Origin of the sequence: Acinetobacter lwoffii (genome assembly GCF_022967985.1) — a bacterium.
Lineage (GTDB): Bacteria > Pseudomonadota > Gammaproteobacteria > Pseudomonadales > Moraxellaceae > Acinetobacter.
In genome coordinates, this window is sequence record NZ_JALJVC010000022.1 from 31,782 (window position 1) to 58,195 (window position 26,414).

26 protein-coding genes are annotated in these 26,414 nt (G+C 37.6%); 15 read left to right on the plus strand and 11 right to left on the minus strand.

The window, feature by feature from the left end; translation table 11 throughout:
• Positions 1–64 precede the first annotated feature (64 nt).
• From MWG72_RS12545 to MWG72_RS12555, 3 genes are all read left to right on the plus strand, one after another.
• Positions 65–262: a hypothetical protein gene (locus MWG72_RS12545; protein ID WP_004280859.1), complete on the plus strand. Its 198-nt coding sequence runs from the start codon at positions 65–67 to the stop codon at positions 260–262.
• 602 nt (positions 263–864) lie between these two features.
• Positions 865–1,686, plus strand: coding sequence for a 4-hydroxy-tetrahydrodipicolinate reductase (gene dapB / locus MWG72_RS12550; RefSeq protein ID WP_195725378.1), 822 nt, complete (start codon positions 865–867; stop codon positions 1,684–1,686).
• Positions 1,687–1,742: 56 nt separating this feature from the next.
• On the plus strand, positions 1,743–2,387 hold the full coding sequence (locus MWG72_RS12555) for an START domain-containing protein (protein ID WP_004280862.1): 645 nt from the start codon (positions 1,743–1,745) through the stop codon (positions 2,385–2,387).
• Between the two features lie 48 nt (positions 2,388–2,435).
• On the opposite strand, the gene ahr is transcribed toward MWG72_RS12555, so the two are convergent.
• From ahr to MWG72_RS12610, 11 genes are all read right to left on the minus strand, one after another.
• Positions 2,436–3,464, minus strand: a complete 1,029-nt coding sequence (gene ahr / locus MWG72_RS12560) for an NADPH-dependent aldehyde reductase Ahr (protein WP_184413393.1) — start codon at positions 3,462–3,464, stop codon at positions 2,436–2,438.
• A gap of 5 nt (positions 3,465–3,469) precedes the next feature.
• Entirely contained in the window at positions 3,470–4,051 is a 582-nt protein-coding gene (locus tag MWG72_RS12565) for a DNA-3-methyladenine glycosylase I (protein WP_247144183.1), read from the minus strand.
• Positions 4,052–4,075: 24 nt separating this feature from the next.
• Positions 4,076–4,321, minus strand: coding sequence for a hypothetical protein (locus MWG72_RS12570; protein ID WP_184413389.1), 246 nt, complete (start codon positions 4,319–4,321; stop codon positions 4,076–4,078).
• 15 nt (positions 4,322–4,336) lie between these two features.
• Positions 4,337–4,879, minus strand: coding sequence for a M23 family metallopeptidase (locus tag MWG72_RS12575; protein ID WP_247144184.1), 543 nt, complete (start codon positions 4,877–4,879; stop codon positions 4,337–4,339).
• A gap of 69 nt (positions 4,880–4,948) precedes the next feature.
• Positions 4,949–5,977: an A/G-specific adenine glycosylase gene (mutY, locus tag MWG72_RS12580; RefSeq protein WP_180087358.1), complete on the minus strand. Its 1,029-nt coding sequence runs from the start codon at positions 5,975–5,977 to the stop codon at positions 4,949–4,951.
• Between the two features lie 162 nt (positions 5,978–6,139).
• Positions 6,140–6,499 carry an HIT family protein gene (locus MWG72_RS12585; protein WP_026055739.1) on the minus strand — a complete coding sequence of 120 codons (360 nt, stop codon included), beginning with the start codon at positions 6,497–6,499 and terminating at the stop codon, positions 6,140–6,142.
• Between the two features lie 93 nt (positions 6,500–6,592).
• Complete coding sequence (locus MWG72_RS12590; RefSeq protein WP_184413383.1) at positions 6,593–7,327, minus strand: dienelactone hydrolase family protein; 735 nt, start codon at positions 7,325–7,327, stop codon at positions 6,593–6,595.
• 164 nt (positions 7,328–7,491) lie between these two features.
• A complete protein-coding gene (locus MWG72_RS12595; protein WP_184413381.1) occupies positions 7,492–8,181 on the minus strand; it encodes a BamJ family beta-barrel-assembly machinery protein in 690 nt (229 codons plus the stop codon).
• Positions 8,182–8,229: 48 nt separating this feature from the next.
• Positions 8,230–8,934, minus strand: a complete 705-nt coding sequence (locus MWG72_RS12600; protein ID WP_184413379.1) for a BamJ family beta-barrel-assembly machinery protein — start codon at positions 8,932–8,934, stop codon at positions 8,230–8,232.
• Positions 8,935–9,099: 165 nt separating this feature from the next.
• Entirely contained in the window at positions 9,100–11,283 is a 2,184-nt protein-coding gene (locus MWG72_RS12605; RefSeq protein ID WP_247144185.1) for a polysaccharide biosynthesis tyrosine autokinase, read from the minus strand.
• A gap of 421 nt (positions 11,284–11,704) precedes the next feature.
• The gene (locus MWG72_RS12610) at positions 11,705–12,781 is read right to left on the minus strand and encodes a polysaccharide biosynthesis/export family protein (protein ID WP_005108292.1); all 1,077 of its coding nucleotides are present in this window, start codon (positions 12,779–12,781) and stop codon (positions 11,705–11,707) included.
• A 739-nt stretch (positions 12,782–13,520) separates the two neighbouring features.
• Here MWG72_RS12610 and rfbB point away from each other — a divergent pair.
• The 12 genes from rfbB (at position 13,521) to MWG72_RS12670 (ending at position 25,885) form a co-directional block, all read left to right on the plus strand.
• Positions 13,521–14,579: a dTDP-glucose 4,6-dehydratase gene (gene rfbB / locus MWG72_RS12615; RefSeq protein ID WP_247144192.1), complete on the plus strand. Its 1,059-nt coding sequence runs from the start codon at positions 13,521–13,523 to the stop codon at positions 14,577–14,579.
• Positions 14,579–15,454 carry a glucose-1-phosphate thymidylyltransferase RfbA gene (gene rfbA / locus MWG72_RS12620; RefSeq protein ID WP_247144186.1) on the plus strand — a complete coding sequence of 292 codons (876 nt, stop codon included), beginning with the start codon at positions 14,579–14,581 and terminating at the stop codon, positions 15,452–15,454. The genes rfbB and rfbA overlap by 1 nt, the downstream gene beginning before the upstream one ends.
• A 5-nt stretch (positions 15,455–15,459) precedes the next feature.
• Positions 15,460–15,873, plus strand: a complete 414-nt coding sequence (locus tag MWG72_RS12625; RefSeq protein ID WP_247144187.1) for a sugar 3,4-ketoisomerase — start codon at positions 15,460–15,462, stop codon at positions 15,871–15,873.
• Between the two features lie 116 nt (positions 15,874–15,989).
• The gene (locus MWG72_RS12630) at positions 15,990–17,081 is read left to right on the plus strand and encodes an acyltransferase family protein (RefSeq protein ID WP_247144188.1); all 1,092 of its coding nucleotides are present in this window, start codon (positions 15,990–15,992) and stop codon (positions 17,079–17,081) included.
• A 94-nt stretch (positions 17,082–17,175) separates the two neighbouring features.
• Positions 17,176–18,291 (plus strand): DegT/DnrJ/EryC1/StrS family aminotransferase, encoded by a 1,116-nt coding sequence (locus tag MWG72_RS12635; RefSeq protein WP_005108299.1) that lies wholly within the window; start codon positions 17,176–17,178, stop codon positions 18,289–18,291.
• Positions 18,292–19,536, plus strand: coding sequence for an O-antigen translocase (locus tag MWG72_RS12640; RefSeq protein WP_005245442.1), 1,245 nt, complete (start codon positions 18,292–18,294; stop codon positions 19,534–19,536).
• Positions 19,537–19,549: 13 nt separating this feature from the next.
• Positions 19,550–20,437, plus strand: a complete 888-nt coding sequence (locus tag MWG72_RS12645) for a glycosyltransferase family 2 protein (RefSeq protein WP_276520288.1) — start codon at positions 19,550–19,552, stop codon at positions 20,435–20,437.
• A gap of 150 nt (positions 20,438–20,587) precedes the next feature.
• A complete protein-coding gene (locus tag MWG72_RS12650) occupies positions 20,588–21,727 on the plus strand; it encodes an O-antigen ligase family protein (RefSeq protein WP_005245440.1) in 1,140 nt (379 codons plus the stop codon).
• 2 nt (positions 21,728–21,729) lie between these two features.
• The gene (locus MWG72_RS12655; protein WP_005108303.1) at positions 21,730–22,599 is read left to right on the plus strand and encodes a glycosyltransferase family 2 protein; all 870 of its coding nucleotides are present in this window, start codon (positions 21,730–21,732) and stop codon (positions 22,597–22,599) included.
• On the plus strand, positions 22,596–23,744 hold the full coding sequence (locus MWG72_RS12660) for a glycosyltransferase family 4 protein (protein ID WP_247144190.1): 1,149 nt from the start codon (positions 22,596–22,598) through the stop codon (positions 23,742–23,744). The genes MWG72_RS12655 and MWG72_RS12660 overlap by 4 nt, the downstream gene beginning before the upstream one ends.
• Positions 23,745–23,849: 105 nt before the next feature.
• Complete coding sequence (locus MWG72_RS12665) at positions 23,850–24,803, plus strand: GNAT family N-acetyltransferase (protein ID WP_247144191.1); 954 nt, start codon at positions 23,850–23,852, stop codon at positions 24,801–24,803.
• Between the two features lie 110 nt (positions 24,804–24,913).
• Positions 24,914–25,885: an IS481 family transposase gene (locus MWG72_RS12670; RefSeq protein WP_243475553.1), complete on the plus strand. Its 972-nt coding sequence runs from the start codon at positions 24,914–24,916 to the stop codon at positions 25,883–25,885.
• Positions 25,886–26,414: the final 529 nt, after the last annotated feature.

Consider the following 26,414-nt stretch of genomic DNA (forward strand, 5'->3'; position numbering starts at 1 on the left):
AAATTAAGAAACATCAATTTTTAGTGGAGATTTTGCCACTTTAACTATTATTAAAGGTATAGATATGCTTAAACAAAGTATCAGTGTGAAGGATCAGTTTGGGGCTCAACACGCTATTCAAGCAACAGTCGATCATCATTTTTCTAAAACACAATCTCATTCCAATATAAAACATATCACTGTAGATGGTGAAGATATTCGTCCCAGTTTTGAAATGTGCTTTCAAAGTACCTTAAGTGGAAAAATTTTCAAAATTGTATAGACCAGGCAAATTTTGCTTTAGGTATTATTATTTTTAATAAGTTCCCTAAGAGCTAGATAATTCATTTGCTCAATCTAAGGACTGATTTTTGTATAAAGCAAAATTGAGTCCTTTTAATCTCAATAAGACTTAAAATCTTATCTGCTCATCAATTCAAAAGTAGATATTCATAATTAAAATTTAGTAAAAAGTCTTGCATAAGAATCCTGTTAATCTAACTGAGATTTAAATCATCAAGATTTTGAGCTCAATTAATAATGGCGAGACTAAACAGGAAAAACTGTATTGGCAAGTCGTCTGTTTAACTTCACAAATCAGTAATCTCAGTAAATCAATGCAAAATCATAGCGATAAAATTATGAATAAGCTTATTTCAGTTATATGAGTAATTGCTAAAAACTATATGACGAGTCAAGTTGATGTATATCGTATAGCTTTGACGGAAGTGATTGCCTAACTTCTTAAGCTTGATTAAAACTCTTATCAATATCAGTGATTTCACTCTTTGAGTATTTTCATTGATTTTTATGCAATGCATCTTAGTGTTATTCTGCAGTTTTGCTATAGTAAGAGCAATTTTGGATCAACATCAGGACTATGTTATGTCAGCTACACCACGCATTGGGATCTTGGGTGCCGGCGGTCGTATGGGGCGTATCCTTATTCAGGCGGTGCATGAAGCAGGTTATCAATTGGCGGCCGCGGTAGAACGCCCTGAAAGTACACTATTAGGCGCAGATGCGGGTGAACTTGCCGGAATTGGTGCAACAGGTGTCAAGGTCGTGGGTAGCCTGACCGATGTAGTTAAAGACTGTGATGTCGTGATTGATTTCACTGCGCCAGCAGCGACCGTCAATCATCTGAAAATCTGCCGTGAAGCAGGGGTCGCAATCGTGATTGGTACCACCGGTATGAATGACGAGCAAAAAGCCTATTTGAATCAATCTGCGACGGAAACTCCTGTAGTTTATGCAGCGAATTATTCAGTGGGTGTGAACGTTTCAATCAAACTGCTTGAACTGGCCTCTAAAGTATTTGGCGATACGGTTGATATCGAAGTGATTGAAGCACATCACCGTCACAAAGTAGATGCGCCATCGGGTACAGCTTTGATGTGGGGTGAGGCGATTGCGGAAACTTTGGGCCGTGACCTGAAAGAAGATGCGGTGTATTGCCGTGAAGGTCATACCGGTCCGCGTGAGCGTAAAAGTATTGGTTTCCAGACCATTCGCGGTGGCGATATTGTCGGTGAACATACTGCAATGTTTATTGCTGATGGGGAACGTGTGGAAATTACTCATAAAGCGACTAACCGGATGAACTTTGCTTCTGGTGCGGTACGTGCTGCAGCTTGGGTCGTCGGTCGTGAAGCGCGTAAATATGATATGAAGGACGTGCTTGGTTTTAACGATATTCAGGTCTAAAACCGAGTTAAAATCATTTATAAAAAAATCTAAAACTAAAATAAGACGAATAAAAAATGCAAAAAATGATTTTCCTGCTCTGTGCAGTGGCGCTTGGCGCCATTGCGCAGGCCAAGCCTGTCGGGACGCCTAAACTCAGTATTCATAAAAATAATATCAAGGTCTGGACATACCAGAATGAACAAAACCCGGTCTTTCTCTATAAAGCTGAAACCACTTATACTGCACCGCTTGAAAATGCCGTGTCCTTGATTCTGAACGTCGAGCATGCAGTGCAGTGGGTTCCCTATATGGGTAGCATCAAGGTCCTGTCCCGCGATGATAAAAAAGGTGACTTTACCCTGTATATGGTGCTGGATTTTCCATTTCCCTTAAAAGACCGTGACCTGATTGTGCAGGGTAAGATGATCAAGGAAGCCAATGGCCAGATCACCATCAAGAATAAAGCCATCCAAAGTGGTTATCCTTTAAACCCGGATTATGTGCGTTTAACCGATTATCAGGGCGACTGGACTTTTCAGAAACTGGCCAATAATAAAGTCAAGGTCTCTACCTATGGTTATGCCAATCCGGAAGGTTCCATTCCTTTGAGCTTCGTAAATATGTTTGTGCAACAGCAACCTTATCAGATGCTGCAGAAAATGAAGACCGAGCTGGCCAAGCCTTCATCTATTGCGGTCTTGCCTGAAGCTCTACAATAAAAAAGACCCAATTTCTGGGTCTTTTTAACAGCTGAAAATAAGCAGGATTTAAGCTGTAAAATCTGCTTTAAGCACAATCCGGTAACGGGCTTTGCCAGAATGCAGATGTTCAATCGCTTGGTTCAGTTGTGACATCGGGAAGACTTCAATTTGCGGAGCAATATTTTTACGTGCAGCAAATTGGAGTAACTGACGTAATGCCGCCGGCGAACCTGTCGGTGAACCGGTAACTGACTTGGCTCCGCCAATCAACATGCCAGCCGGAATCTGCATCGGCTCAAGTGGTAAACCCAGCATATGCACAGTGCCATTCGGCGCCAAAGTTGCCAGATAAGCCTGCCAGTTCAAGGTGACATTGACAGTACTCAGCAATAAATCAAACTTGCCTCGCTGGGCTTTTAAGGCAGCCGAATCACGACTATTGACCACATGGTCAGCACCCATGCCTTTCAGCTCATCACTTTTATCGAGATTTGATGTGAAAGCGGTAATCTCACAGCCCCAGGCTTTGAGTAATTTAATCGCGATATGACCCAAACCACCAATCCCGATTACACCAACATGATGAATGGCCTGAATCTGATGTTTCAGGATCGGATCAAAGACGGTAATCCCGCCACAGAGCAGGGGACCCGCACTTTCAGGATCAAGATCTTCAGGTAAGGGAATGGCCCATTGCCAACCGGCGCGCACTTTGTCGGCAAAACCACCGGCATGTCCGACAATGGTAGCCACCTGACCGCCAGTACACAGCACCTGCTGGCCCGAAATACAAGGATCGCAATATTGGCAACTTTCCGCTGTCCAGCCGATACCCACCCGTTGCCCAACTTTCAGGCCTTTGGCTTCTGCACCCAGATGGGTAATGGTACCGATAATCTCATGTCCTGCTACAACCGGATACACTGAAGAACCCCAGTCATTATTGATCACTGAAATATCGGAATGACAGAGACCGCAGTATTCTACTTTGACTTCGACCTGATGCGGCTGCAATTCTCCGGCATCAAACTGATAAGGTTCAAGTTCCGCACCTGCGGACATAGCAGCATAAGCTTGAATAATATTATTCGACATGATTTTCAGCTCTTATTTAAATGCGAGGATATTGTTTTAAAGTCACAATGATTTTCATGGTCATCGACCATACCAACGGCCTGCATAAAGGCATAGCAAATGGTGGGGCCGACAAATTTAAAACCAGCCTGTTTTAATGCTTTAGACATTCTCTGGCTCTCAATGGTTTGAGCGGGTGCTTGCCGATAATCCACAACATCATTATTCAGTCGCGGTTGCTGAGCAAAAGACCAGAGCCAATCCACCAGATTAATCCCTTGCTGTTGCAGTTTCAGCCAAGCTTGGGCATTTTCCCGAACGGCGTTCAATTTGCCACGATGACGTATCAGGCTAGCATCTTCAAGTTTCAGTTGGAGTTGTTCATCTGTAAGTAAGGCGATAGATTCAATCGAATATTGAAAAAAATGTTTACGGTAGGCTTCACGTTTTCTGAGAACGGTAATCCAGGCCAGACCGGCCTGCTGTCCTTCCAGACACAGCATTTCAAACAGGCGATTTTCATCCAGCAGGGCCTGTCCCCATTCCTGGTCATGGTAGGTGATATACAGCGGATCATCGGAGCACCAGCTACAGCGTTGCACAGTCATGTGATGCTCCTTGTTTTGATGCTTTTATAATTTAAACACAGTCCATTGATCCTGCTGATTGTCCCAATACGACAGTTCAGCCTGATCCAGATCGCTAAATTGAATCCACATATCTTTACCGGCCTTGTCAGCATAACCGGTACTGATCAGAAGCGCTTCCTCGGTAATTTCCATCACCCAGCCCTGGTAAGTTTGACCATTCAATACAATTTTTTGTTGATTGCCTGATTCAGCAAATTCTACCAGACGATTGATCAACGCTTCTGACATGTAAATATCCTAAAATTAACGTAAATAGGGATAAGGGTTGACCACACCGCGGCCCTTGCCCTGTAAATAGATTCCATAATGCAGATGAGGAGCAGTATGCCGGGCATTACCGCTATTGCCGACATAACCGATCAGCTGGCCTTTTTTGACATAGTCGCCGACTTTTAAGCCACGTTTATGGCCATCCAGATGCGCATAATAGTGCCAGGAGCCGCCTGGACCCAAAATCCAGACTACTTTACCACCCAAATTGTTGTTACGTAAATCTGCAATTAGACCCTCAGTCGCGCTAAAGACTTTGGTTCCACGTGGAGCCATGATATCAATACCTTCATGTAGGCGTCCGCGACTGCGCGAAGCACCCCAGGTATCTGTTAACTCACGTGCTTGTATGCGTGCCACCGGGATTGGCAGAGAGGACGGTACTCGCATACTTTTCAGTTTTTGCACGAGGATAGGGTTGAGCTGTACAGCAGGGGATTTTTTTGGTGTACTGCTACAGGCAGCCAGCAGCACAGCAATCAAAGCAATCCACGTCAAAGCAAGGTATTGGCGCACTTTATTCATCCTTAAATATTGGCAATGCTCATGTTGAGCTGAGCGATATTTTGCTTTGTTCAGACTATGTCACAGATTGACGCTAGTGATCAATTTTTTCATGGCAGTCGGAATGCCGGCCTCAGTTGCTGTTTGCGGACTCATCCAGCAGCCTTGCAGTTCAATCGCCAGATGTTCCTGCTGATCCTGATCTACTGCAAAAACAATTGCTTCAAGTTGCCAGGTAAAATGGGTAAAACTGTGGCTAATCTGGGTTTTTTTGATGATGTTCTTGAGGTCCAACTGCTGGCATTGCTGTTCAAATTCATATGTATTTTCAATAATCGGCAGACACCAGAGACCGCCCCAAAGACCGCTATTGGGACGTTGTTGCCAGAGCCAGTCTGTACCGGACTGGATTAGCAGGACCTGAGCAGAGCGTACAGGAACCGGTTTTTTGGCCTTCTTGAAAGGCAATTCATTTTCCAGTCCTTGCTGATGAGCCTTACAATGCTGCTGCATCGGACAATACAGACATAAAGGCTTTTTCGGGGTACACACGGTCGCGCCCAGATCCATAATCGCCTGGGTGTAGTCATGATTGCGTTCAATAGGACAGAGCTGCTCCGCCAATTGCCAGAGGGCACGTTCATGTACGGGTTTGGACAGATCATCTTCAATGGCAAAGAAACGTGACAATACCCGTTTAACATTACCATCCATAATTACGCCATATTGACGTAAACCGAGTGACATGAGGGCACCAGCGGTAGAACGGCCAATGCCGGGCAAGGCCATCCATTCTTCTAGGGTTTGAGGGAATTGCTGCTGTGCTGTCACGATGCCGGCCGCTTTATGCAGATTGCGGGCGCGGGCATAATAGCCGAGACCTGCCCAGTAGGGTGCGACCTCATCCCATGAGGCTTGACCTAAGTCCTGAACAGTCGGAAAACGCTGGATAAATCGTTCGAAATATTGCAGTACAGTTTTGACCTGGGTTTGCTGCAACATGATTTCAGAGACCCAGACTTTATACGGATCATCTGTCACTTGCCAGGGCAAGTCATGACGACCATGTACATCAAACCATTCCAATAGGGCATCTGAAAATACGAACATGAACACATAGCAACCGAATAAGCAGCAGCTAGTATAGCGGAATCAGCAGGGTGGGAATGTGAAAAGTGAGATAAAAACGTAGATGTTCATCGAGCTTGATAGAACTTAGCTTTCATAAAAATAAATGCTCCGGAGAGCATTTATTTTTGATCAAAAATCCGGTTAATCGTTAATTCCCCAGCGCTCATCCAGCTTCAAGGTCTTGCCTGCATAACGCGGAATAATATGAATATGCAGATGTTCAACCTTTTCCTGAAATACTTCACCATCAATAAAACCGACATGAAAACCGGCAGGCTGGTAGCGTAATTGCAGTTCATTGCGTGCCTGTTCCAATAAAGACATCAAACTTTTACGTTCTTTGTCAGTCACTTCAAAAAATGAGGCCACATGCCGCAATGGAATGATCACACAATGACCTTCGGACAATGAATTTGGTTCAGGCAACACCACACCATAATCATTTTTGGCAATGACATCATATTCGTCAAAATTGCAGTAGGGGCAGTTGGTTTCAGCCATCATACACATTCTCCTCTGGTAGGATTTATCTTCTTTTCTTCATGAAGTATCTAAAATATTCAGCCTGTGAACAAGCCGGATAGTTGTTTCTATTTATGCCAAATGGCAGTCTAGCAAGGCATACATTGCTGCCAGACCTTTTTGTTCCGCTTCTGCATTGTAACCAAGATCCACACCATTGGATTTGGCCCGTTCATCCGCAAGCGGGTTGCTAAAGCCATGTTTGGCATTTTCAAAAACAATCACTTCATGCTCGACTTTGGCTGCATGCATTTCCTCACGGAAACCGGCCACATCATCCAGGGTCACCATGCTGTCCAGTTCACCATGTAGCACCAGGATTTCCGCCTGTACCTGACCTTCCTGAGCCGGTGCTTTCGGAGACAGGTTGGCATGGAAAGTGGCCACCGCTTTTAAAGGTGCATTAGAACGGGCCAGATCCAATACGACTTTGCCGCCGTAGCAGAAACCAATCGCTGCAAGCTTATCAGCATTGACTTCATCCTGTGCTGCCAGGGCATTCAAGGCTGCTGTTGCACGGTTAACGATAGTGTCAGGATCTTCAAAAGTCTGCATCATCCACTGATGAGCCTGATCAGAATTGGTCGTGACTTTTTTATCCCCATACATGTCCATGGCCAAGGCCGCATAGCCATGTTCTGCAAGTTCACGGGCGCGCTGTTCGGTATATTCATTCCGACCCCACCATTCGGGTGCGACCAGTACACCGGCAACAGGGGTATCTGTTTCTGGGGCGGCAAAATAACCAATTAATGGGCTGCCATCCTGCGCAGTATAATGAATTTCGCGAGTCTTGATTGCTGCCATGCTGACGTCCTCTATTGTTGTTGAATTGCTTGATTAAAACATAACATAGCAAAACTGATCGGAATGTGACATGAAAACCTGCGATTTAAGGATACTTAAGCCCATAAAAAAAGAGAGGCCAATATAGAACCTCTCCGATTTTAGATCTGGAAAAATAGGACTTATTATTTAATAATTTCCAGTAATTCCACATCAAAAATTAAAGTACTGTTCGGTTCAATTACATCCCCTGAACCAATCTGTCCATAGGCCAGTTCGGCCGGAATGAAGAAACGATATTTGGCACCTTCTTTCATCAGCTGTAAACCTTCGGTCCAGCCGGTAATGACTTGGGTGGTACGAAATACCACGGGTTGATTACGGGCAATCGAGCTGTCAAAAACCGTACCATCGATCAAACGGCCTTCATAATGTACGCGGACATTACTGTTTGCGCTCGGCGATTTACCTTTTCCTTCCTGAAGAATCTGATATTGCAAACCTGATTTTGTGGTTTTTATCCCCGGTTTTTTTGCATTTTCAGCCAGGAAAGCCTGACCAATTTTGGCATTTTCATCAGCCTGCTTTTTCAGGGTAATCAGCTCTTTGGCTTCAGCCTGACGCTTAAATTGGGTCAAGATTCGCGCCATGTCTTCCTCACTTAAAGTCGCCTGTTTCCCAGCGGCTGCCGCTTTTAAACCGGCACTGAAGGCATCCAGATCAATGCCTTGTAAGGAATCGGCATTGCTTTTTCCCATCAGATAACCAAAGCTGTAGCCGACCTGTTCAGCCTCAGGGCTTTTATTGGTGACTTCTTTGGCAAAAAGACTGCCAGAACTCAGCAGTAAAACCATCAAACTTATTTGTATTTTCATGATTCATTCTCAAAATAAAGGAGAGCGCGTTGCTCTCCTTTTCGTGGATTATTTTACTTCGATGAGTTCCACATCAAAAATCAAAGTACTGTGTGGAGGAATCGTACCTGGCACGCCCTGTTCACCATAACCGAGTTTAGATGGGATATACAGGGTTGCTTTACCGCCTTCTTTCATCAGTTGCAGACCTTCGGTCCAGCCTGGAATGACCTGATTGAGTGGGAACTCAATCGGCTCGCCACGTTCAACCGAACTGTCAAACACGGTACCATCAACCAGTTTCCCTGTGTAATGTACTTTCACAATTGAAGTTGCTGCAGGCTGCTTGCCCGTACCTTCTTTGGTCACTAAATATTGCAAACCAGATGCCGTAGTTTTTATCCCAGCTTTTTTGGCATTTTCAGTTAGGAAAGTATCACTTGATGCCTGAGCCTGTTTGGCACTATCGACTTGCTTCTGCTGCATTTCTTTTTGGAACTGCTCATAAGCTGCTTGTAATTCTTCTTCAGTATAAGCTGGAGCGGTACGGGCATGACCTTCGCGAACGCCTGTCACAAAGCTGTTAATATCCAGCTCAGGTGGGGTTTGATGAGCGACTTCATAACCGAGTGCATAGCTAATTTTAGAAACAGCAGAGGCATCTTTAGATGCTTTTGTGGTTTGAGCAGCTGGGTTTTGAGTTGCATAGTAAACAGGTACTAGCGCGGCACCGCCTAAAAGAACAGCGACAGCAATCGGTAAGGCCTTACTCATGTATTATTCCAATCTAATGTTATCGTTGAGGTTCATTCCATCTTAGCAGAAAATTTTGAGAAATCTTGCAGAATGGGTGGTTTTTTAGCAAGCGGACATCGCAGTTATGTTGAAGTTTAAAGATATAAAAAAACCAGCAATGGCTGGTTTTTTATCTAAATGGGATCAGCCATTTTGTTCTCTAGACTTATAACTATAAATGTAATCATAACTATAGCTCCCCCCGGCTGAACGCTGGATATCATTCAGGATAAAGCCATTTACGATACAACCGGCCTGCTTAAAGCGGTTCAATGTAAGCTCCAGCTCCTTCATTTGTGTTTTTGCATAGCGCGCTACAACTAAATTAATTCCAACATAGCGTGATACGATAATCGCATCAGTGACAGCCAATACAGGTGGTGTATCAATAATGATATGGTCATAGTGCGGAATCAGAGATTGTAGTAATTCCTTGAAGCATAGTGAATTGAGAAGCTCAGAAGGATTTGCTGAAATTTCACCACAGGTGATTACATTTAAGTTAGGAACATTGGTGTTTTGTACCACCTGTTCTAATGTAATTTGCTCATTCAGGTATTCAGTTAATCCATGTTGATTATCCAGATCAAAATATTTGTGGATATGACCACGACGCAAATCTGCATCAATCACCAATACGCGTTTGTTTTTTTCCGCCATGATAACCGCCAGGTTACTGGAAACAAATGATTTTCCAACTTTTGGTGCTGGACCTGAAATCATGATGATATTGTTCTTGGCTTGGCTTAGGGCGAAATGACTCGCTGTACGTATGCTTCGCAAGCTTTCGATCGCGATATCATCGCTATGTTTAAGGGCTAATACGAAAGGAATCTTTTTCTTTTTGAGTAGTTTTAGCCCAGGTTTCTGACTCGGAGAATGGGCAATATTTGCATACACTGGAAGCTCCAGTTGATATTCTATTTGACTGCTATCTTTCACACCAGAACGCAGCATATTGCGGAATAGTGCCACCAAGATTCCCACAAAAATACCGAACCAAAAGGCGAGGAACAGAATTAGTGGTGTTTTCTGTTGCACCTGGTCAATTGGTTCAAGTGCGGTATCAATAATATGGACATTGCCAATCTCACCCGCTTTGGCAACACGCAGTTGTTGGTATGAATTTACCAGGTTGGTATACAGTTGCTGTTTGACTTCGACTTCACGTGACAGTTGCAAATACTGGCGTTGTATCTCTGGAATATTTTTGAGTGTTGTATTCAGTTCACGAATCTTGCCATTGATCACACGAAGTTGAGCCGTAATTTCTCGCATGGCTGGATGTAGTGCTGCATATTTGGCAGCTATTTCTGCCTGTCTCTGTTCAAGTAAGACTTTTTGCGTTTCTAAGGTGACGCTCTGATTTAAATACAATTCAGATTCTTTAGCAATATCAACTGTATTATGCCGTTGACGGAACTGGTTAAAGGCGAATTCTGCATTATCAAGCTGTTTCTTTAAATCTGGTAATTGTTCATCCAGAAACGCCAGTGTCTGCGCTGTTTCTGTTGAACGGCGCGTAATATTATGCTGGCTATAAATCGCTAAAATCGTGTTCAGGACTTTAGTGATGTGCTGTTTATCTTGACCCTGATAGCGAAGCTGCAGAACTCCACTCAGTTCTCCTTTTTCTGTCACTGAATAATTGGCAAGAATAGAATCAATCGCTGTTGGCAACGAGAGTTTTTGTATCCGGTAACTGCGATCTAGATTATCTTGACTAAAGATTGCAATTTTCCAGTCTCCCTGTGCAGTTTTGGCTTGAACGGGCTGGTTAAGTGCACCCTCAAAGACAGTTTCTTCTGTCACTGGATTGATCAAGATAAAGCTCTGTGGTTGAAACTTCAGTAGGAGATTTTTATCCTGGTACGCTACGGGAACTTCAAACTGACGGATATCAAAGCTTTTTTCACCTTCTTTAAAGCGTACAGTTTCGGGTTGATATTCGGTCTGAGAATTTTTGCCGTAAATGAGGCGATTGATAAAGGAGTCTTCAGTGCTCGCAATATGGAGATCCAGATTTAAACGATCAATCACTGACTCCAGAATCGTGCGTGATTTTAAAACCTCAATCTCAGCATTTGATGAAGACATCTGACTAATAATACTTGACAAGCTGCCTAATAAGGCAGCTGATGCCCCTTTATTTTCTTCGACCTGAACGATTGCATCCACCTTATAGTTAATGGCTGCGGTACGCATGTACAGCAACACTGCCATCAGGCTAAGCAAACCACACAAGAGGATGAGCTTCCATTGCGAGAGCAGGGAAAAGAACACCCCTTTTAGGTCAATCATATTTTCGGTATTGTTATTTTTGTTCATAATTTTACTATCTAAAAGTTTAAAAGTGATTTTCCAGTCTTTGAGTTATTTTTAATAAAATAATCAAAGACTTGCTGCTTTTCTGAGAAAGAATCCTACATATTTTGGTTTTATTGTCCTTTCTTGAAATATCTAACCCACATAAGGCCAGATATTTTAATGATGATCAGAATAATACGGTTTTTATTTAATCTGTTTCATATCGAGTTTTGAGCACCATGGATTTGCAGGTGAAGTCCGTGAGCTTATATCAAAATAGTGGGTGGTCATTGATGACTATAATCATTCCAAATCACTGAAGTTATAGATTTAATCTACGAATGCAGGCGGATGTTATGAATAAACTTTCAGTCATTAATTGATACCCCCCATATTTCCTAAAAGACCCCGAAAAGATTTTTAATTTTCATAGCTGAGTTACCTATCGTATAGCTGAATCAGCGACATATGAAAATGGAAGAATCTGGCTAACAACGCGTTCCCAACGGGTCAGACCTGTGGCATCAACATAGACAATGTCATTGCTACGCATTTTGAACTGTTTCGCTAGGCCAAAATCTCCAAGGTTTTTTAGACTTAAGTGATATATTTCAGTCATCTGATTGTCCGAGTTGCCACGTAAGACATAAATCCGGCTAGAACTCGCGGAATAGGGATTAATCCCTTCACTTTCACCCAATACATCAGCAAGAGTCATGCCTTGGTCACGTAGTGGTAAGGGCTTATTGGCACTGGCCTCACCCATGACATAGATCTTCTGGTTTTCACGAGGACTGATATAAAGAGTGTCATTCGGTTGAATCAACAGCTTATGTAAGGAATATCCAGCTTTTTCCAGTGCAATGGTATTCAGGTCATAGGTCACACCCTGACGTACAAGTTGAATCGAAGTAGAGTCACCTTGCTCATTCATACCGCCAGCCAAACCGAGTGCTGTATAAACACTGACGGGTTGATCAGACAAGTAAAATTGTCCGGCCGATTTTACATTACCGACCACTGAATAGCGTTGTCCCTGATAGGAAATGACTCGCACTACCACATCCGGGCTGTTTAAGTAGGGAACTAATAGGCGTCGTACTTCCTGATTCACTTGTGGAAGGGTTTTTCCTGCTGCTTTATAACGGCCAATGAATGGAAAGTGGATATAACCATTTCGGTCAATTTGGTAGCCGTTGTTATTATCGCTTGCTGTAGGAGCTGCACTAATTTCAGGATAGGCCCATAATTGAAAGGATAAAATATCACCTGGATTCAAACGGTAATCCTGTACCTCGGTCTGAAATAAAGCAGCATAATGACTGAGGTTATGGGTTTGGGCAGACTGCAATACAGGCAGGGTGTCCTGATTCAATTGTACCAGATTGACAGGCGTTCCTAGCTCAGTTTGATAGATTCCTTCTTGTGGTAAATCATATGTTTGAAAGCCGGATATGGCTGCACATCCAACTAGAGATAGGCTTAAGGTAGAAATACCTAAAAGGCGTCTATAGTTCACTTGAAACCCCTTTATTTTTATATGTTCAGAATTGGTATTTATTAATAATTATTAATTTTTTGAATTCAATTGATGTAATTAACATCTAAAAAATATAATAGATCACATACCTTGTCTATAGCTATTTTTAAGTCAATTTAATAAGTTTGAAAAAAGATACTACAAAAAGATGGACGAAAATGGACGTGAAACCTTGATTAAACAAGCTGTAGAGATATAGCGAATTACTTAAGTCTTAGAATAAGGATTAATTGTTTCCAATTGTTATTTTTTAATGGATGATGTAACTGAAAAGATTAAGAGCATAATCATAGTCAATATTAGAAAGTATTTTTATATAATTTTTATCTAATCTAAAGGTTTTTTAGATCGTTGATTTTTATTAAATTTAAATAAATTTTAAATGATTTTTAAGAAAAATTAGTTTAAAATAATTAAAATAAGACTTTGTTAATTAAAATATTAGTAGAAAATTTTTGATGAATATTAAATTAATATTAGTTGAAAGATATATAAAAGATTAATGACTATATAGGCTTAGATGAGTTCTAAAAAATTAATTAAAATTATAAAATGTAACTACATTTAAGCATCTACTTTTTTATAAGTGGTTTGTGTAATAATATTAATATATCTTATGAACAAATCAATAAAAACAGATATGCCCAGAAGGCAGCAATACATTAAAAATAATTTGTGAAAAGTAAAATAAAAATATTAAAGGACACTAAAAATGGTGATGAAAATATTGGTGACCGGTGGGGCTGGTTTTATTGGATCTGCTGTCATCCGGCATATCATTAAAGAGACTGAACATCATATTTTAAATGTTGATAAGTTAACTTATGCAGGTAACTTGGAGTCATTAGTTTCTGTATTGGATCACCCTCGTTATCAATTCGCTCAAACTGATATTTGTGATCATCTATCTTTAGAACGATTATTTTCAGACTTTGAGCCAGATGTGGTCATGCATTTGGCGGCAGAGTCTCATGTGGACCGTTCGATCGATGGTCCGGCTGAATTTATAAATACAAATATCGTCGGTACCTATACCTTATTAGAGGTTGCACGAAAGTATTGGCAAAATTTGGCTGAAATTAAAAAATCTAGATTCATATTTCATCATATTTCAACAGATGAAGTATATGGCGACTTAGAAGACACAACTGATCTATTCACTGAAACTACCCCTTATTTACCAAGTTCGCCTTATTCGGCAAGTAAAGCCAGTTCAGATCATTTAGTTCGGGCCTGGCATAGAACCTACGGTTTGCCGGTGGTTGTCACGAACTGTTCGAATAATTATGGACCTTATCATTTTCCTGAAAAACTGATTCCTTTGATGATCTTAAATGCTTTGGAAGGCAGACCATTACCGGTCTATGGAGATGGTCAGCAGATTCGTGACTGGCTGTTTGTAGAAGATCATGCGCGTGCTTTATTCCAGGTTGCGACTCAGGGTGTAGTGGGTGAGACCTATAATATTGGTGGATGGAATGAAAAACAAAATATAGAAGTGGTTAAAACTATTTGTCAGATTTTAGATGAATTAAAACCCCAACTGAACGGGCAAAGTTATGAAAGCTTAATTGCCTTTGTTAAGGATCGGCCTGGACATGATCTGCGCTATGCCATTGATGCTTCAAAAATTGAGCGGGAACTGGGGTGGAAGCCACAGGAATCATTCGAGACCGGTATCCGTAAAACTGTGCAGTGGTATCTGGATAATCTGCAATGGTGTCGTCGCGTGCAGGATGGTACTTATCAGCGTGAACGTTTAGGGGAGGCAGTATAATGTCAAAAACAATAAAGGGGATTATTTTAGCAGGCGGTTCGGGCACACGTTTGCATCCAATAACTAAAGGGATCTCGAAACAGCTACTTCCGATTTATGACAAACCAATGGTTTATTACCCATTATCTGTCCTGATGTTAGCCGGTATCAGTGAAGTTCTTGTCATTAGTACCCCAGAGGATATAGAGGGGTTTAAACGTTTATTAGGCGATGGTTCACAGTTTGGCATGGAGCTGAGTTATGCGATTCAACCTCGTCCTGATGGTTTAGCACAAGCCTTTATCCTGGGCGAAAAATTTATTGGCCAAAGCAATGTATGTCTGGTGCTGGGCGATAATATTTTTTACGGGCAAGGTTTTACCCCTATGCTACGCCAGGCTGCAGCACGGCAAAAAGGAGCAACTGTATTTGGCTATCAGGTGAAAGATCCTGAACGCTTTGGTGTTGTAGAATTTGATAAACAGCAACGTGTTATGTCAATTGAAGAAAAACCAAAAAATCCTAAATCTAACTTCGCTGTGACGGGCCTGTATTTCTATGACAATGATGTGATTCAAATTGCCAAACAAGTAGAACCATCTGAGCGAGGAGAGTTAGAGATTACTTCGATTAACCAGGCATATCTGGAGCGTGGTGATTTAAATGTTGAATTGTTGGGGCGTGGGTTTGCCTGGTTAGATACGGGTACACAGGGCAGCCTACTTGAAGCAGCTCAATTTGTAGAAACTATTGAAAAACGTCAAGGTTATAAAGTTGCCTGCCTGGAAGAAATTGCATTGAATAATGGCTGGTTGAGCAGAGAGGAAGTTTTAGCGATTGGTCAAACAATGAATAAAAATGGCTATGGTCAATATCTGATTTCTTTAGTGGGGTAATAACTATGAATCTCATCGAGTGGATAGAATTACCTAATTTGGGAGATCATCGTGGCAGCTTGGTGGTCGCTGAAGCCAATCGGAATATTCCTTTTAGTATACAGAGGCTCTATTATATTTTCGGTGCTCAGCCTGATGTTCCTCGTGGATTTCATGCACATAAAGAGCTTCAACAAATTGCTTTTTGCATCCAAGGCAGTTGCAAAATACTGATGAATAATGGCAAAGAAAGACAAGAGGTCTTAATAGGTCAGCCTAATAAAGGATTATTTATCCCACCAATGGTTTGGCATGAGATGCATGGTTTTTCAGAAGATTGCATATTGTTGGTATTGGCAAGCGATCACTATGATGAAAGTGACTATATCCGTAACTATGACCAGTTTTTAGAAGAAGCAGATAAGGTTGTTATTGAATAGATATTTAGATAATTAAAATTACGAAAAATAATTCATGAGTATGATGGCTTTTGTTAATAGAGAAGCTTCAAAAAATAGAATTATAAATAATAATAAATATTAAGGAGATGTATGAGATGATTAAACCACTTACATCATTGCGTATGTTTTTTGCGCTATTTGTTTTTCTTAGTCATTTGGCCTTTCTAAAAAATGATACAAATTATGAAAATATTTTTAACAGTATTTTTGATGAAGGATTTTTAGGCGTCAGTTTTTTCTTTATATTAAGCGGATTTATTTTATCCTATAATTATAAAGAAAAATTTATTATAGGAAATATTTCAAAAAAAGAGTTTTATATTTCTCGTTTAGCAAGAGTGTATCCAGTACATATTGCGACTACGGCACTTGTACTCCTGTTAACCTTTATTCAATCTGGAAAAGGGTGGGAGTACTTAATTCAACACATTTTTCTGATACAAAGCTTTTTTTTAGAAGAAAATATTCATTTTTCATTAAATTCTCCTTCTTGGAGTATTTCTGACGAATTGTTCTTTTATCTACTTTTTCCATTTGCATTTTTAATTTCTGAAAAAATAAGAACTTATATTTTTATTTTATATCTAGTAGGTATTTTAATTCTTAATATGCAGCTTAATAAAAATCAGGATCACTATTGGTTGTATATTTCACCATTTGTACGTTTCTCTGATTTTTTACTGGGTATTATTCTATTTGATCTTTATGAAAAAATAAAAGTTACTTATTCTAAAATAAATATACCTACTTTTATATTTGAATTAGGAGCAATTTTACTTTTTATTTTATTCTTTGTATTTCATAACAAGATAGATATAAGCTATAGATACTCAATATATTATTGGCTACCTATGGCAGCAATTATTCTTATTTTTGCATTGTCTCATGTTGCTCAGAAAAAAAGTATTATTACTAATTTCTTATCAAATAAATATATGGTATTGGCGGGGAAAATCAGTTTTTCTTTTTATTTACTGCATGTTTTGGATATACAAATTTTAAATTATATAAAAAAGATACTATCATTTAATATAGACTTAATGTTGTTCTCATTCATTATTTTTATTGTGACTTTAATAGCTAGTTTTATAATGTATAAGTATATTGAAAAGCCTCTAAATAGGAAAATGAAGAAATTTTTATTAGAGCCAGGTTTTAAAACAAAGAGTTATGAACTTAATAAATAATATTGGATTTTTACTTTAATTAATATAAATATATTAATTTTGATGAACGTAGAATTAAAAAGTAATAATAAATTTTTATATGAGATTGATAAGAATGATTCCTTTTCTTGACCTAAAAGCGATAAATGCTCAATACCGCGACAAACTTTTAGCAGCTTGTACACAGGTCATTGATTCCGGCTGGTATATCAGTGGCAAAGAAGTAGAGGATTTTGAAAGAAAATTTGCGGATTATTGTGGAACACAGTATGCCATAGGAGTTGCCAATGGGTTAGATGCGCTTATTCTGACTCTGCGTGCATGGAAGGAATTGGGGAGACTGAATGAAGGGGATGAGGTCATTGTACCTTCAAATACCTATATTGCGAGTATTTTGGCAATTTCACAGAATAATCTAAAACCGGTGTTGGTCGAACCGGATATTCATACTTTTAATATTGATGCTAAAAAAATTGAAGCAGCTATCACCACAAAAACAAAGGCGATTTTGCCTGTTCACTTATATGGACAGCTTGCTGCAATGCCAGAAATTATGGTCATTGCCAAGAAATATAATTTACTGGTCTTGGAGGATTCAGCACAAGCCCATGGTGCTGAAATAGATGGTAAAAAAGCAGGCAGTTGGGGAGATGCCTCAGGCTTCAGTTTTTATCCGGGTAAAAATTTGGGTGCGTTAGGGGATGCCGGGGCGATTACCACCAATGATGCCGAGTTAGCGCATATGCTTAAGGCTATACGTAATTATGGCTCACACGAAAAATATAAAAATCTGGTACCTGGGGTAAATAGTCGCCTTGATGAAATTCAGGCGGCAATCTTGAATGTGAAACTGAAATTTTTAGATCAGGAGAACCAGTATCGTCGTCATATTGCAGATCTTTATTTAAAAGAAATTCAGAACTCAGCGATTGAGCTTCCATTCACAAATATAAATGCCGAAACTGATACACAGCATGTTTGGCACTTATTTGTGATCCGAACTCAACATCGGGAACAATTACAAAAACATTTAGCAGAGCACGGGGTACAGACATTGATTCATTATCCGATTCCACCGCATAAGCAGCAAGCCTATCAGGAGTGGAATAATTTCAGTTTACCAATTTCAGAACAAATTCATGCTGAGGTCTTGAGCTTGCCGATTGGACCGACTTTATCTATTGATGAGGCAAAGCAGGTTGTTCAGTTATGTAATGGTTTTCAAGCATAGATGAATTTACTTAGGACCAGTGTACTCAATGGCTTGGCAGTTTTGATTAAGACCATCACCATGTTTGTACTGAATAAAATTTTAGCTGTATATCTAGGACCCACTGGATATGCAGCGATAGGACAGTTCCAGAATTTTATTCAAATGGTGACTACTTTTGCAGGGAGTGCAATTAATACCGCAGTCGTAAAATATACAGCCGAATATCATGAGGATGAAAGTAAACAACGTGCAATTTGGAAAACAGCAGGTAGTATTGTTTTTCTGTTTAGTCTGATTTTCGCGTTTCTCATATTAATTTTTCAAGGACAACTCTCACTTTATATTTTCCATTCACTTAAATACCAGACAGTTTTTATATGGTTTGCAGTTTTTTTGATATTTTTTAATTTTAATACACTGTTTTTAGCAATATTAAATGGAAAAAAAGAAATATTAAAATTAGTGCTTGCAAATATTGCAGGTAGTTTATTTGCTCTTATTATCACGAGTATGCTGGCAATTAAGTTACATTTATATGGAGCTTTAGTTGCATTATCCATTTATCAGTCTATTGCATTTATAGTGACGTTATTTCTATGTTATAGAGCGAACTGGTTTAAGTTTTCATCTCTCCTAGGAAAAATAGACCTAGAAATTACCAAAAAGTTTAGCTCATTTATTCTCATGGCATTAGTGAGTGCGATTTGTGTACCCCTGTCTCAAATGTTAATTAGAGCATATTTAACTCAGGAGTTTAGTCTGGCATATGCAGGTTACTGGGAAGCGATGATCCGACTAAGCACGGTGTACCTTATGCTGGTCACGACAACATTGGGAGTGTATTACTTACCCCGATTATCAGAGCTAAATAAGATTGATGAAATTAAGAAAGAAGTTTATTTGGGCTATAAATTTCTTTTTCCACTGACTGTAGTAGGAGGAATTATTGTTTTCGTACTACGTGATTGGATAATTAATTTACTATTCACTCCATCTTTCGCACCCATGCAGGACTTGTTCTTTTGGCAAATGATGGGGGATGCATTAAAAATAGGAAGCTGGATACTCGCCTATTTAATGCTAAGCAAAGCAATGACCAAACTGTACATTTCTACAGAAATTATATTTACCTTATCCCTTATTGCTTTGACCTATGTATGTACCCAGTTTTTTGGATTTAAAGGTGTTTCAATTGCCCACCTAATAAATTATGGGATGTATTGGATAGTAATCAGTTTATTTATATTTAAACAATTAAAATAAAGAGATATATAATATGATAATTGAGCAATCTTTAGTTTCCATCATTATACCAAGTTATAATCATGAGAGATTCGTGTGTGACAGTATCCGGAGTGTCATTGACCAGTCTTACCAGAATATTGAGTTAATTGTCATTGATGATGGATCTACAGATTCTTCAGTAGAAAAAATACAAGGACTGATTCCGCTCTGTGAAAAACGGTTCATCCGGTTTGAGTTTAGACATCGACCCAATAAGGGCTTGAGTGCAACCTTGAATGAAGCATTAGAATGGACACAAGGAGAATATTTTTCTTCTCTAGCTTCAGATGATATAATCTTAAAAGATAAAATAAAGATACAATCAGAATTTTTAAACCAGAATAAAAATTGTATCGCAGTATTTGGAGGAGTAGCAATTATTGATAATGATTCTAATCTTGTAAAAAATAGGGTTAAAAAAAGACAAAGTTATAGTTTTGAAAAAATTTTATTATTAGAACATGATTTACCAGCTACGACCCAACTGATCCGATCTAAAGCTGTGAAAAAAATTGGTGGTTATGATGCTAAGGTAAAAATTGAAGACTGGTATATGTGGTTGCTTTTAGCACGGGAAGGGGAGTTATGTTATCTTCCTGTTGTTTTTGCTAAATACAGGCTGCATGATAATAATATGCATAAACAGACGTCTCTTATGCATGATTCGAGAATGATGATTTTAAATGAGTACCAAAATCATATTCTATTTAATAAAGCAAAAAAAAGAGCTTTATGGATAAATGCATTTGAGTTGGGGTTGTTTTCCAAAAAGAAATCATTAGAAAAAATGCTAAGCATTTTGAGAGAATATCCATCTGAAATTTTAACATATGATTTTTTTAGGTTTTTTTACTGGTTGCTTATTAAAAAAGATTTTTAATATAAATAAGTTTGATAAATGTTATTAATTTTGTTAAAGAATAATTTTTAAAATATATTAAATAAGAAAATAATTAAATTAATAATATAAAATATTAATCGGTTCTTTTACTTTTCTATCAAGTAAAAGACAATAAGAAAGGAATGGATAATGATTATTTTAAATGAAACTAATTCAAAAAATAACATTATTTTTTTAAGTGATACTAATATAAGAGATAAATCAATTATATATCTTATACTGTTTTCATTTTTTTTATCTCAGTTTTATTTTTGGTCAAGTGGAGTTCCACAATTCAGCCATATTTTTATTATGGGTGCTATTTTATTGCTATTTAGCAAAAGCTCTAAAATAAATATTGAATATTCAAATATAATTTTATTATTTGTTGCTTATGCAATTTGTGTAAATTTTGCTTGGTATTTAATTGTTCTCGATTCAAGTTATATGATGTCGACTGTTTACTGGATATTTAATTTATTGTTTTTTCTATTAATGATGAATTTAAATCAAGTTCAGATTAACTTTTTCTATGAAAAATTATTATTCCTAATTCCTTTTTCCTATATTGTTGAAATTATTATCTGGGCAAGCAACTTAGGTCGTTATGATTTTGAACCTCGATATAATGGTCTTTTTAATGATCCTAATCAGATGGCATTTTGGGTGCTGAGTAGCTGTGCAATTTATCTGTATATTTCAGGAAATGGCTTTAAAAAAATAACTATCTATTTTTTAGCCTTATTCTTAATTTTATTGACCATGTCAAGATCTGCTTCAGTTGGTTTTTTAATGTTAACTCTGGGACTTATATTTAGTCAAAAAGGAGACCTAAATAAAAGAATATTTGTATTCATTGGAACATTAGTGTTTTTTGGAAGCTTAAGCTACTTTTTATATAACTTGGGGGTCTTTGATAGTATTGCACTACGCTTTATAGAAGGGTTAGATCAACGAGACAGTCAGGTAGAAGGGCGTGGTCTTTTCAGTTTTTTAGATTATCCTCAATATTTAATTTTTGGTGCTGGGCAAGGCGCCCACTGGTTATATAACCCTACAGGAAATGAAATTCATTCAACTTGGTTAGGTATCTTGTTTTATTATGGGATTATAGGAATATCCTTATTTTTAATATTTTTATATCAAATATTTAAGAAACTATCGCTTTCCAACAAGATGATATTATTAGGGCCAATGTTATATGGGTTTACCACTTATAGCGCAAGAACAATTATTTTTTGGTTTTTATTGGCGGCTTTTTTATTATTCTCAAATAATAAGGATGAATAAATATGTATATTTCTATCGGAATTCCATTTTTTAATGCTGAAAAATTCTTGGAAGATGCGATTAAATCTGTCCTTGCCCAAACTTTTCAAGACTGGGAACTCATACTGGTAGATGATGGTTCGACAGACCGGTCTTTAGAAATAGCCCGATCATTTGTTGATTCTCGAATCCGTATCATTTCTGACGGTTATAATAGAAGATTACCCTATCGCTTAAATCAGATTATTAGTGAAGCAAAATATGACATTATTGCGCGTATGGATGCTGATGATTTAATGGCTGTAGACCGGCTTGAAAAACAGATTAAAGTCCTAACTAAAAATCCAGAGATTGATTTAGTTGTTACCAGCTTGTATTCCATTGGAAATAAAAATGAAATTCTGGGGAAAAGAATTTTTTCTACCCACCAGATGCAGCCAAAAGAAATTTTGCAAGGGTTGACAAATTTATTACATCCTTCACTTCTTGCACGTAAGGCATGGTGTCAAAGAAATCCTTATCAGGAAAATAACTGCCTAGCTGAAGATTATGAATTATGGCTCTCAGCAGCTATAAAAAATGATTTTAATTATATGGTAATGCAAGAACCATTGTATTTTTATCGAGAAGTAGAAAATGTAAAAAAAGAGAAAATGATCCGTGGTTATAATACCCAGATTGAAGTAATCAAAAAATATTATAATAATATAATCGCTGATCGCGAAAAAAATAAGATTCTTCTAAAATTTGAGATAAAAAAAATTATTGTAAAAATATTAGATTTTCTAAATTTAATGAAGATCTTACATAGCCGTAGGATAACCCCTGTTTCTAACGACGAGAAAAATTTTTATGAGTCACAATTAGAACTAATAGAGCGTATAAAGCAATGATCTCTAAAAAAATTATTATCATTGGGACAACAGCCTCTAATCTTTATGGCTTTCGTAAAGATTTTATTTTGTCCTGTTTAGCACAGAATTATCATGTTTATGCTTTCGTGTCTGAATATACTAATGAATGGTTGGCTAAAATACAAAGTTTAGGTGTTACGCTGGTTACCTATAAACTTAGTCGTGGTGGATTGAACCCATTTGCTGATCTTCATTCAACTTATCAACTGATTAAAAAAATAAGTGAAATTCAACCTGATATTGTTTTTTCATATTCAACTAAGCCAGTTATTTATGCAACTTTGGCTGCTTATAAGACTAAGGTTCCTTATATCTATGGCATGATTGAAGGATTGGGTTCGCCTTTTACAATGCATAAACATGGTCAAAGTTTGAAGTCTAAATTCATACGCTTTATACAAATCTCTTTATATCGGCTTGTATTTCCATATTTAGATAAAATTATTTTTCTCAATCGCGATGATCCTAAAGATTTAGTATATCATTATAATCTTCCTCATAAAAATAATGCAATTGAGGTCTTAGGACCAATTGGCCTTAATTTACAAGAATATGCCTATACGAAATGGGATACTGAGAAACATTTATCTTTTATCTTTATTGCCAGGTTAATTGCTGAAAAGGGTATATTTGAATATTTAGAAGCTGCTCGAATAGTTAAAGAAAAATATCCTGATATAACATTTAAAATTATAGGTGGATTGGATCCTGAAAACCCAACTGGTTTAAAGCAGGCACAATTAGATCAATTGATAAAAACAGGAATTATAGAATACGCTGGCTTCGTTAAAGATGTGGATCAAAGAATACGTGAGAGTGCAGTTTTTGTATTACCCTCCTATTACCGTGAGGGCGTACCTCGTAGTACACAAGAAGCAATGGCTATAGGAAGACCAGTGATTACTACTGATGTACCTGGCTGTAATGAAACTGTAGTAGATGGTGTTACGGGTTTCCTAATTCCTAAATGGGATGTAAACGCTTTAGTAAAGAAAATGATTTATTTCATAAAATATCCTGAACAAGTAAATAAAATGGGATATCAAGGCTTTTTATATGCTAAAAAAAATTTTAATGCTGATCATATAAATCATAGATTATTGCAAATATTAGGAATGAATTAGACTTAGAAGTTATTCAATAATATTTTTTATTTATAAAAATAATTTTGATTAAATTTAACTTAAAAATAATAAGTATAGAATATTTAACTTATATAGGAGATTGTAATGGGCGAAGATACAAGCTTTCAAATAAAAAAATACGAAGATTCAGACAAAATTATGTGGAATGAATTTTTATTAAAGTGTAAAAATTCTCACTTTATGTTTAATCGGGATTTCATGGAGTATCATTCTGATCGTTTCGAAGATTTCTCTTTAATATTTAAAAATGATGAAGAGAAAATTATGGCTTTATTGCCTGGAAATATTCAAGATAATATTTTTTATAGTCATCAAGGTCTAACCTTTGGTGGATTTTTGATTGATAGAGGAGTTCATGCTACTGATATGCTTGAACTTTTTACTCAACTAAAGATTTTTTTAAAAGAAAAAAATATTGAAAAAATTATATATAAATGTATCCCGAGTATTTATCATAATTATCCAGCGCAAGAAGACTTATATGCTTTATTTAGAAATCATGCAAACCTTTATCGTAGAGATATTAGCGTTTGTATTGATTTAGAGGAAGAATATTCATATTCAGAAAGTAAAAGAAGATCAATTAAGAAGCTCAAAAAAAATGGGATTATTTGTGAAGAAGTAGATCAGCCTAGTATTGTTTGGGGGGTGCTTCGTGAAGTATTACGTCAGCATCATAATCAACAACCTGTACATAATGAAATTGAAATAGATTTATTGAAAAGTAGATTTCCTAATAATATAAGAGCTTATAAGTGCTGTCTTGATAGACATATAGTTGCAGCAGCAGTAACTTTTGAAACTGAGAGAGTGGTTCATACTCAGTATTTGGCCAGTAATGATAAGGGTAGAAAGGAAAAAGTATTAGACTATCTGCTTGATTTTTTAATAAATAATAGTAAAAATTCTGCTAAAATATTTGACTTTGGTACTTCCAATGAAAATGAGGGGAAGTTTTTAAATACGGGTTTAATTAATCAAAAAGAAAGATTTGGTGCTCGTGCGATTGTACATGATTTCTATAATATAGATCTTTAGGTCTTTGTTTCACAAACAGATGATTACAGGCTTATTCAATTGCATAAGGATGTGCTGAATAAGCCTCAAGTGTGTGATTCATAGACATCATTTCAATATAATTGGTGTCTATGAACAGAGAAATTCAACAAAGACTCGTATGGGTTAAATTATTTGAAGAGACCAATGATGCTGGCCTAGTCTGTCGGAGATGTGGCATTTCTAGACCAACATTACGCAAGTGGTGGAAACGATATTCTGAGCAAGGTATTGATGGATTAAGTAGTCAGAGTAAACGCCCATTAAAATCTCCAAATACTAAAATCAATGCTGAGCTAGAGGACTTAATATTGGAAATGCGCTCGGCTAGAAATCTGGGTGCTCGACGTTTGCAAACAGAATTGATGAGGCTGCACGGAGTCTCGTTGTCCTTAGCGACTATCCATAAAGTACTATCCACCCATCAAGTCAAACCGATTAAAAAATTCCGTCGTAAAGTAGATTTCATTCGTTATGAACGCCCATTACCAGGCGATAGAATTCAAATGGATACTTGTAAATTGGGTTCTAGGCTATATCAGTACACATCTATCGATGACTGCACACGATATCGCGTTTTAAGGATATATAAACGCCGAACAGCGGCGAATACGCTCGACTTTTTAGACTGCGTAATTGAAGAAATGCCTTTTCCCATACAGCGAATACAGACCGATCGTGGGCGGGAATTTTTTGCTGAAAAAGTACAGAAAAAATTGATGCAGCATGGAATCAAATTTAGGCCAAATAAACCAGGTTCACCTCATTTGAATGGCAAGGTAGAGCGTTCTCAAAAGACTGATAAATCTGAGTTCTACGCTACTGTCGATATTAATTCTGAAGATATCCAAGACAAGCTAGCCGAATGGCAGCATTACTATAACTGGATGAGACCACATTCAGCTTTGAAAGGTAAAACACCGATGGAAAGGTACTTTGAATTATGTGAAGAAACCCCTTTCTCTGATGAGGTCCAGAAGCAATACAACCCATCCAATGAACGGATTCAACACGCCAATTACAAGATGGATTTAGAGATCGCTAAATTGAAACGATCTCTATGAATCACACACCTCAAGCCATAATTCATTGGCCAACTAATTGTTATCTCTATAACTAGTCCTTGATAAATCAAGAAATATCACGATTCGATTTGATATTAATACTCAATATTATGTGCAATCGAATGACTGCGGAGATTAAAGTCATATCTATTTCTTTGTTGTCATTCACTACTGTTTTAATGGATTATTTCTCCATTTCAACATTGTTTATATATGTTCATAGCTTTATGTAAAGCCCAATTAAAGATAATTTTAACTTAGTTAAATAGTATTGGACTATCCGGTGCTTTAAAAGAATATATGAATATTGTATTTCACTATCAAAAAGCAGTTGTAGATTTTACTAAACTGTAAATAGTACAGAATTGAAATTTTTAGATAAAAATATATAAAAACTAACCTAAATATGACTATCAATAGTCGAAATCACTTAAGGATATAATGATTAAATTATAAAAATTATGTTATTCAAATTTTTACAAATGATATAAGTAAATTGTAGGGATTTGGATATCCATCTAATAGAATT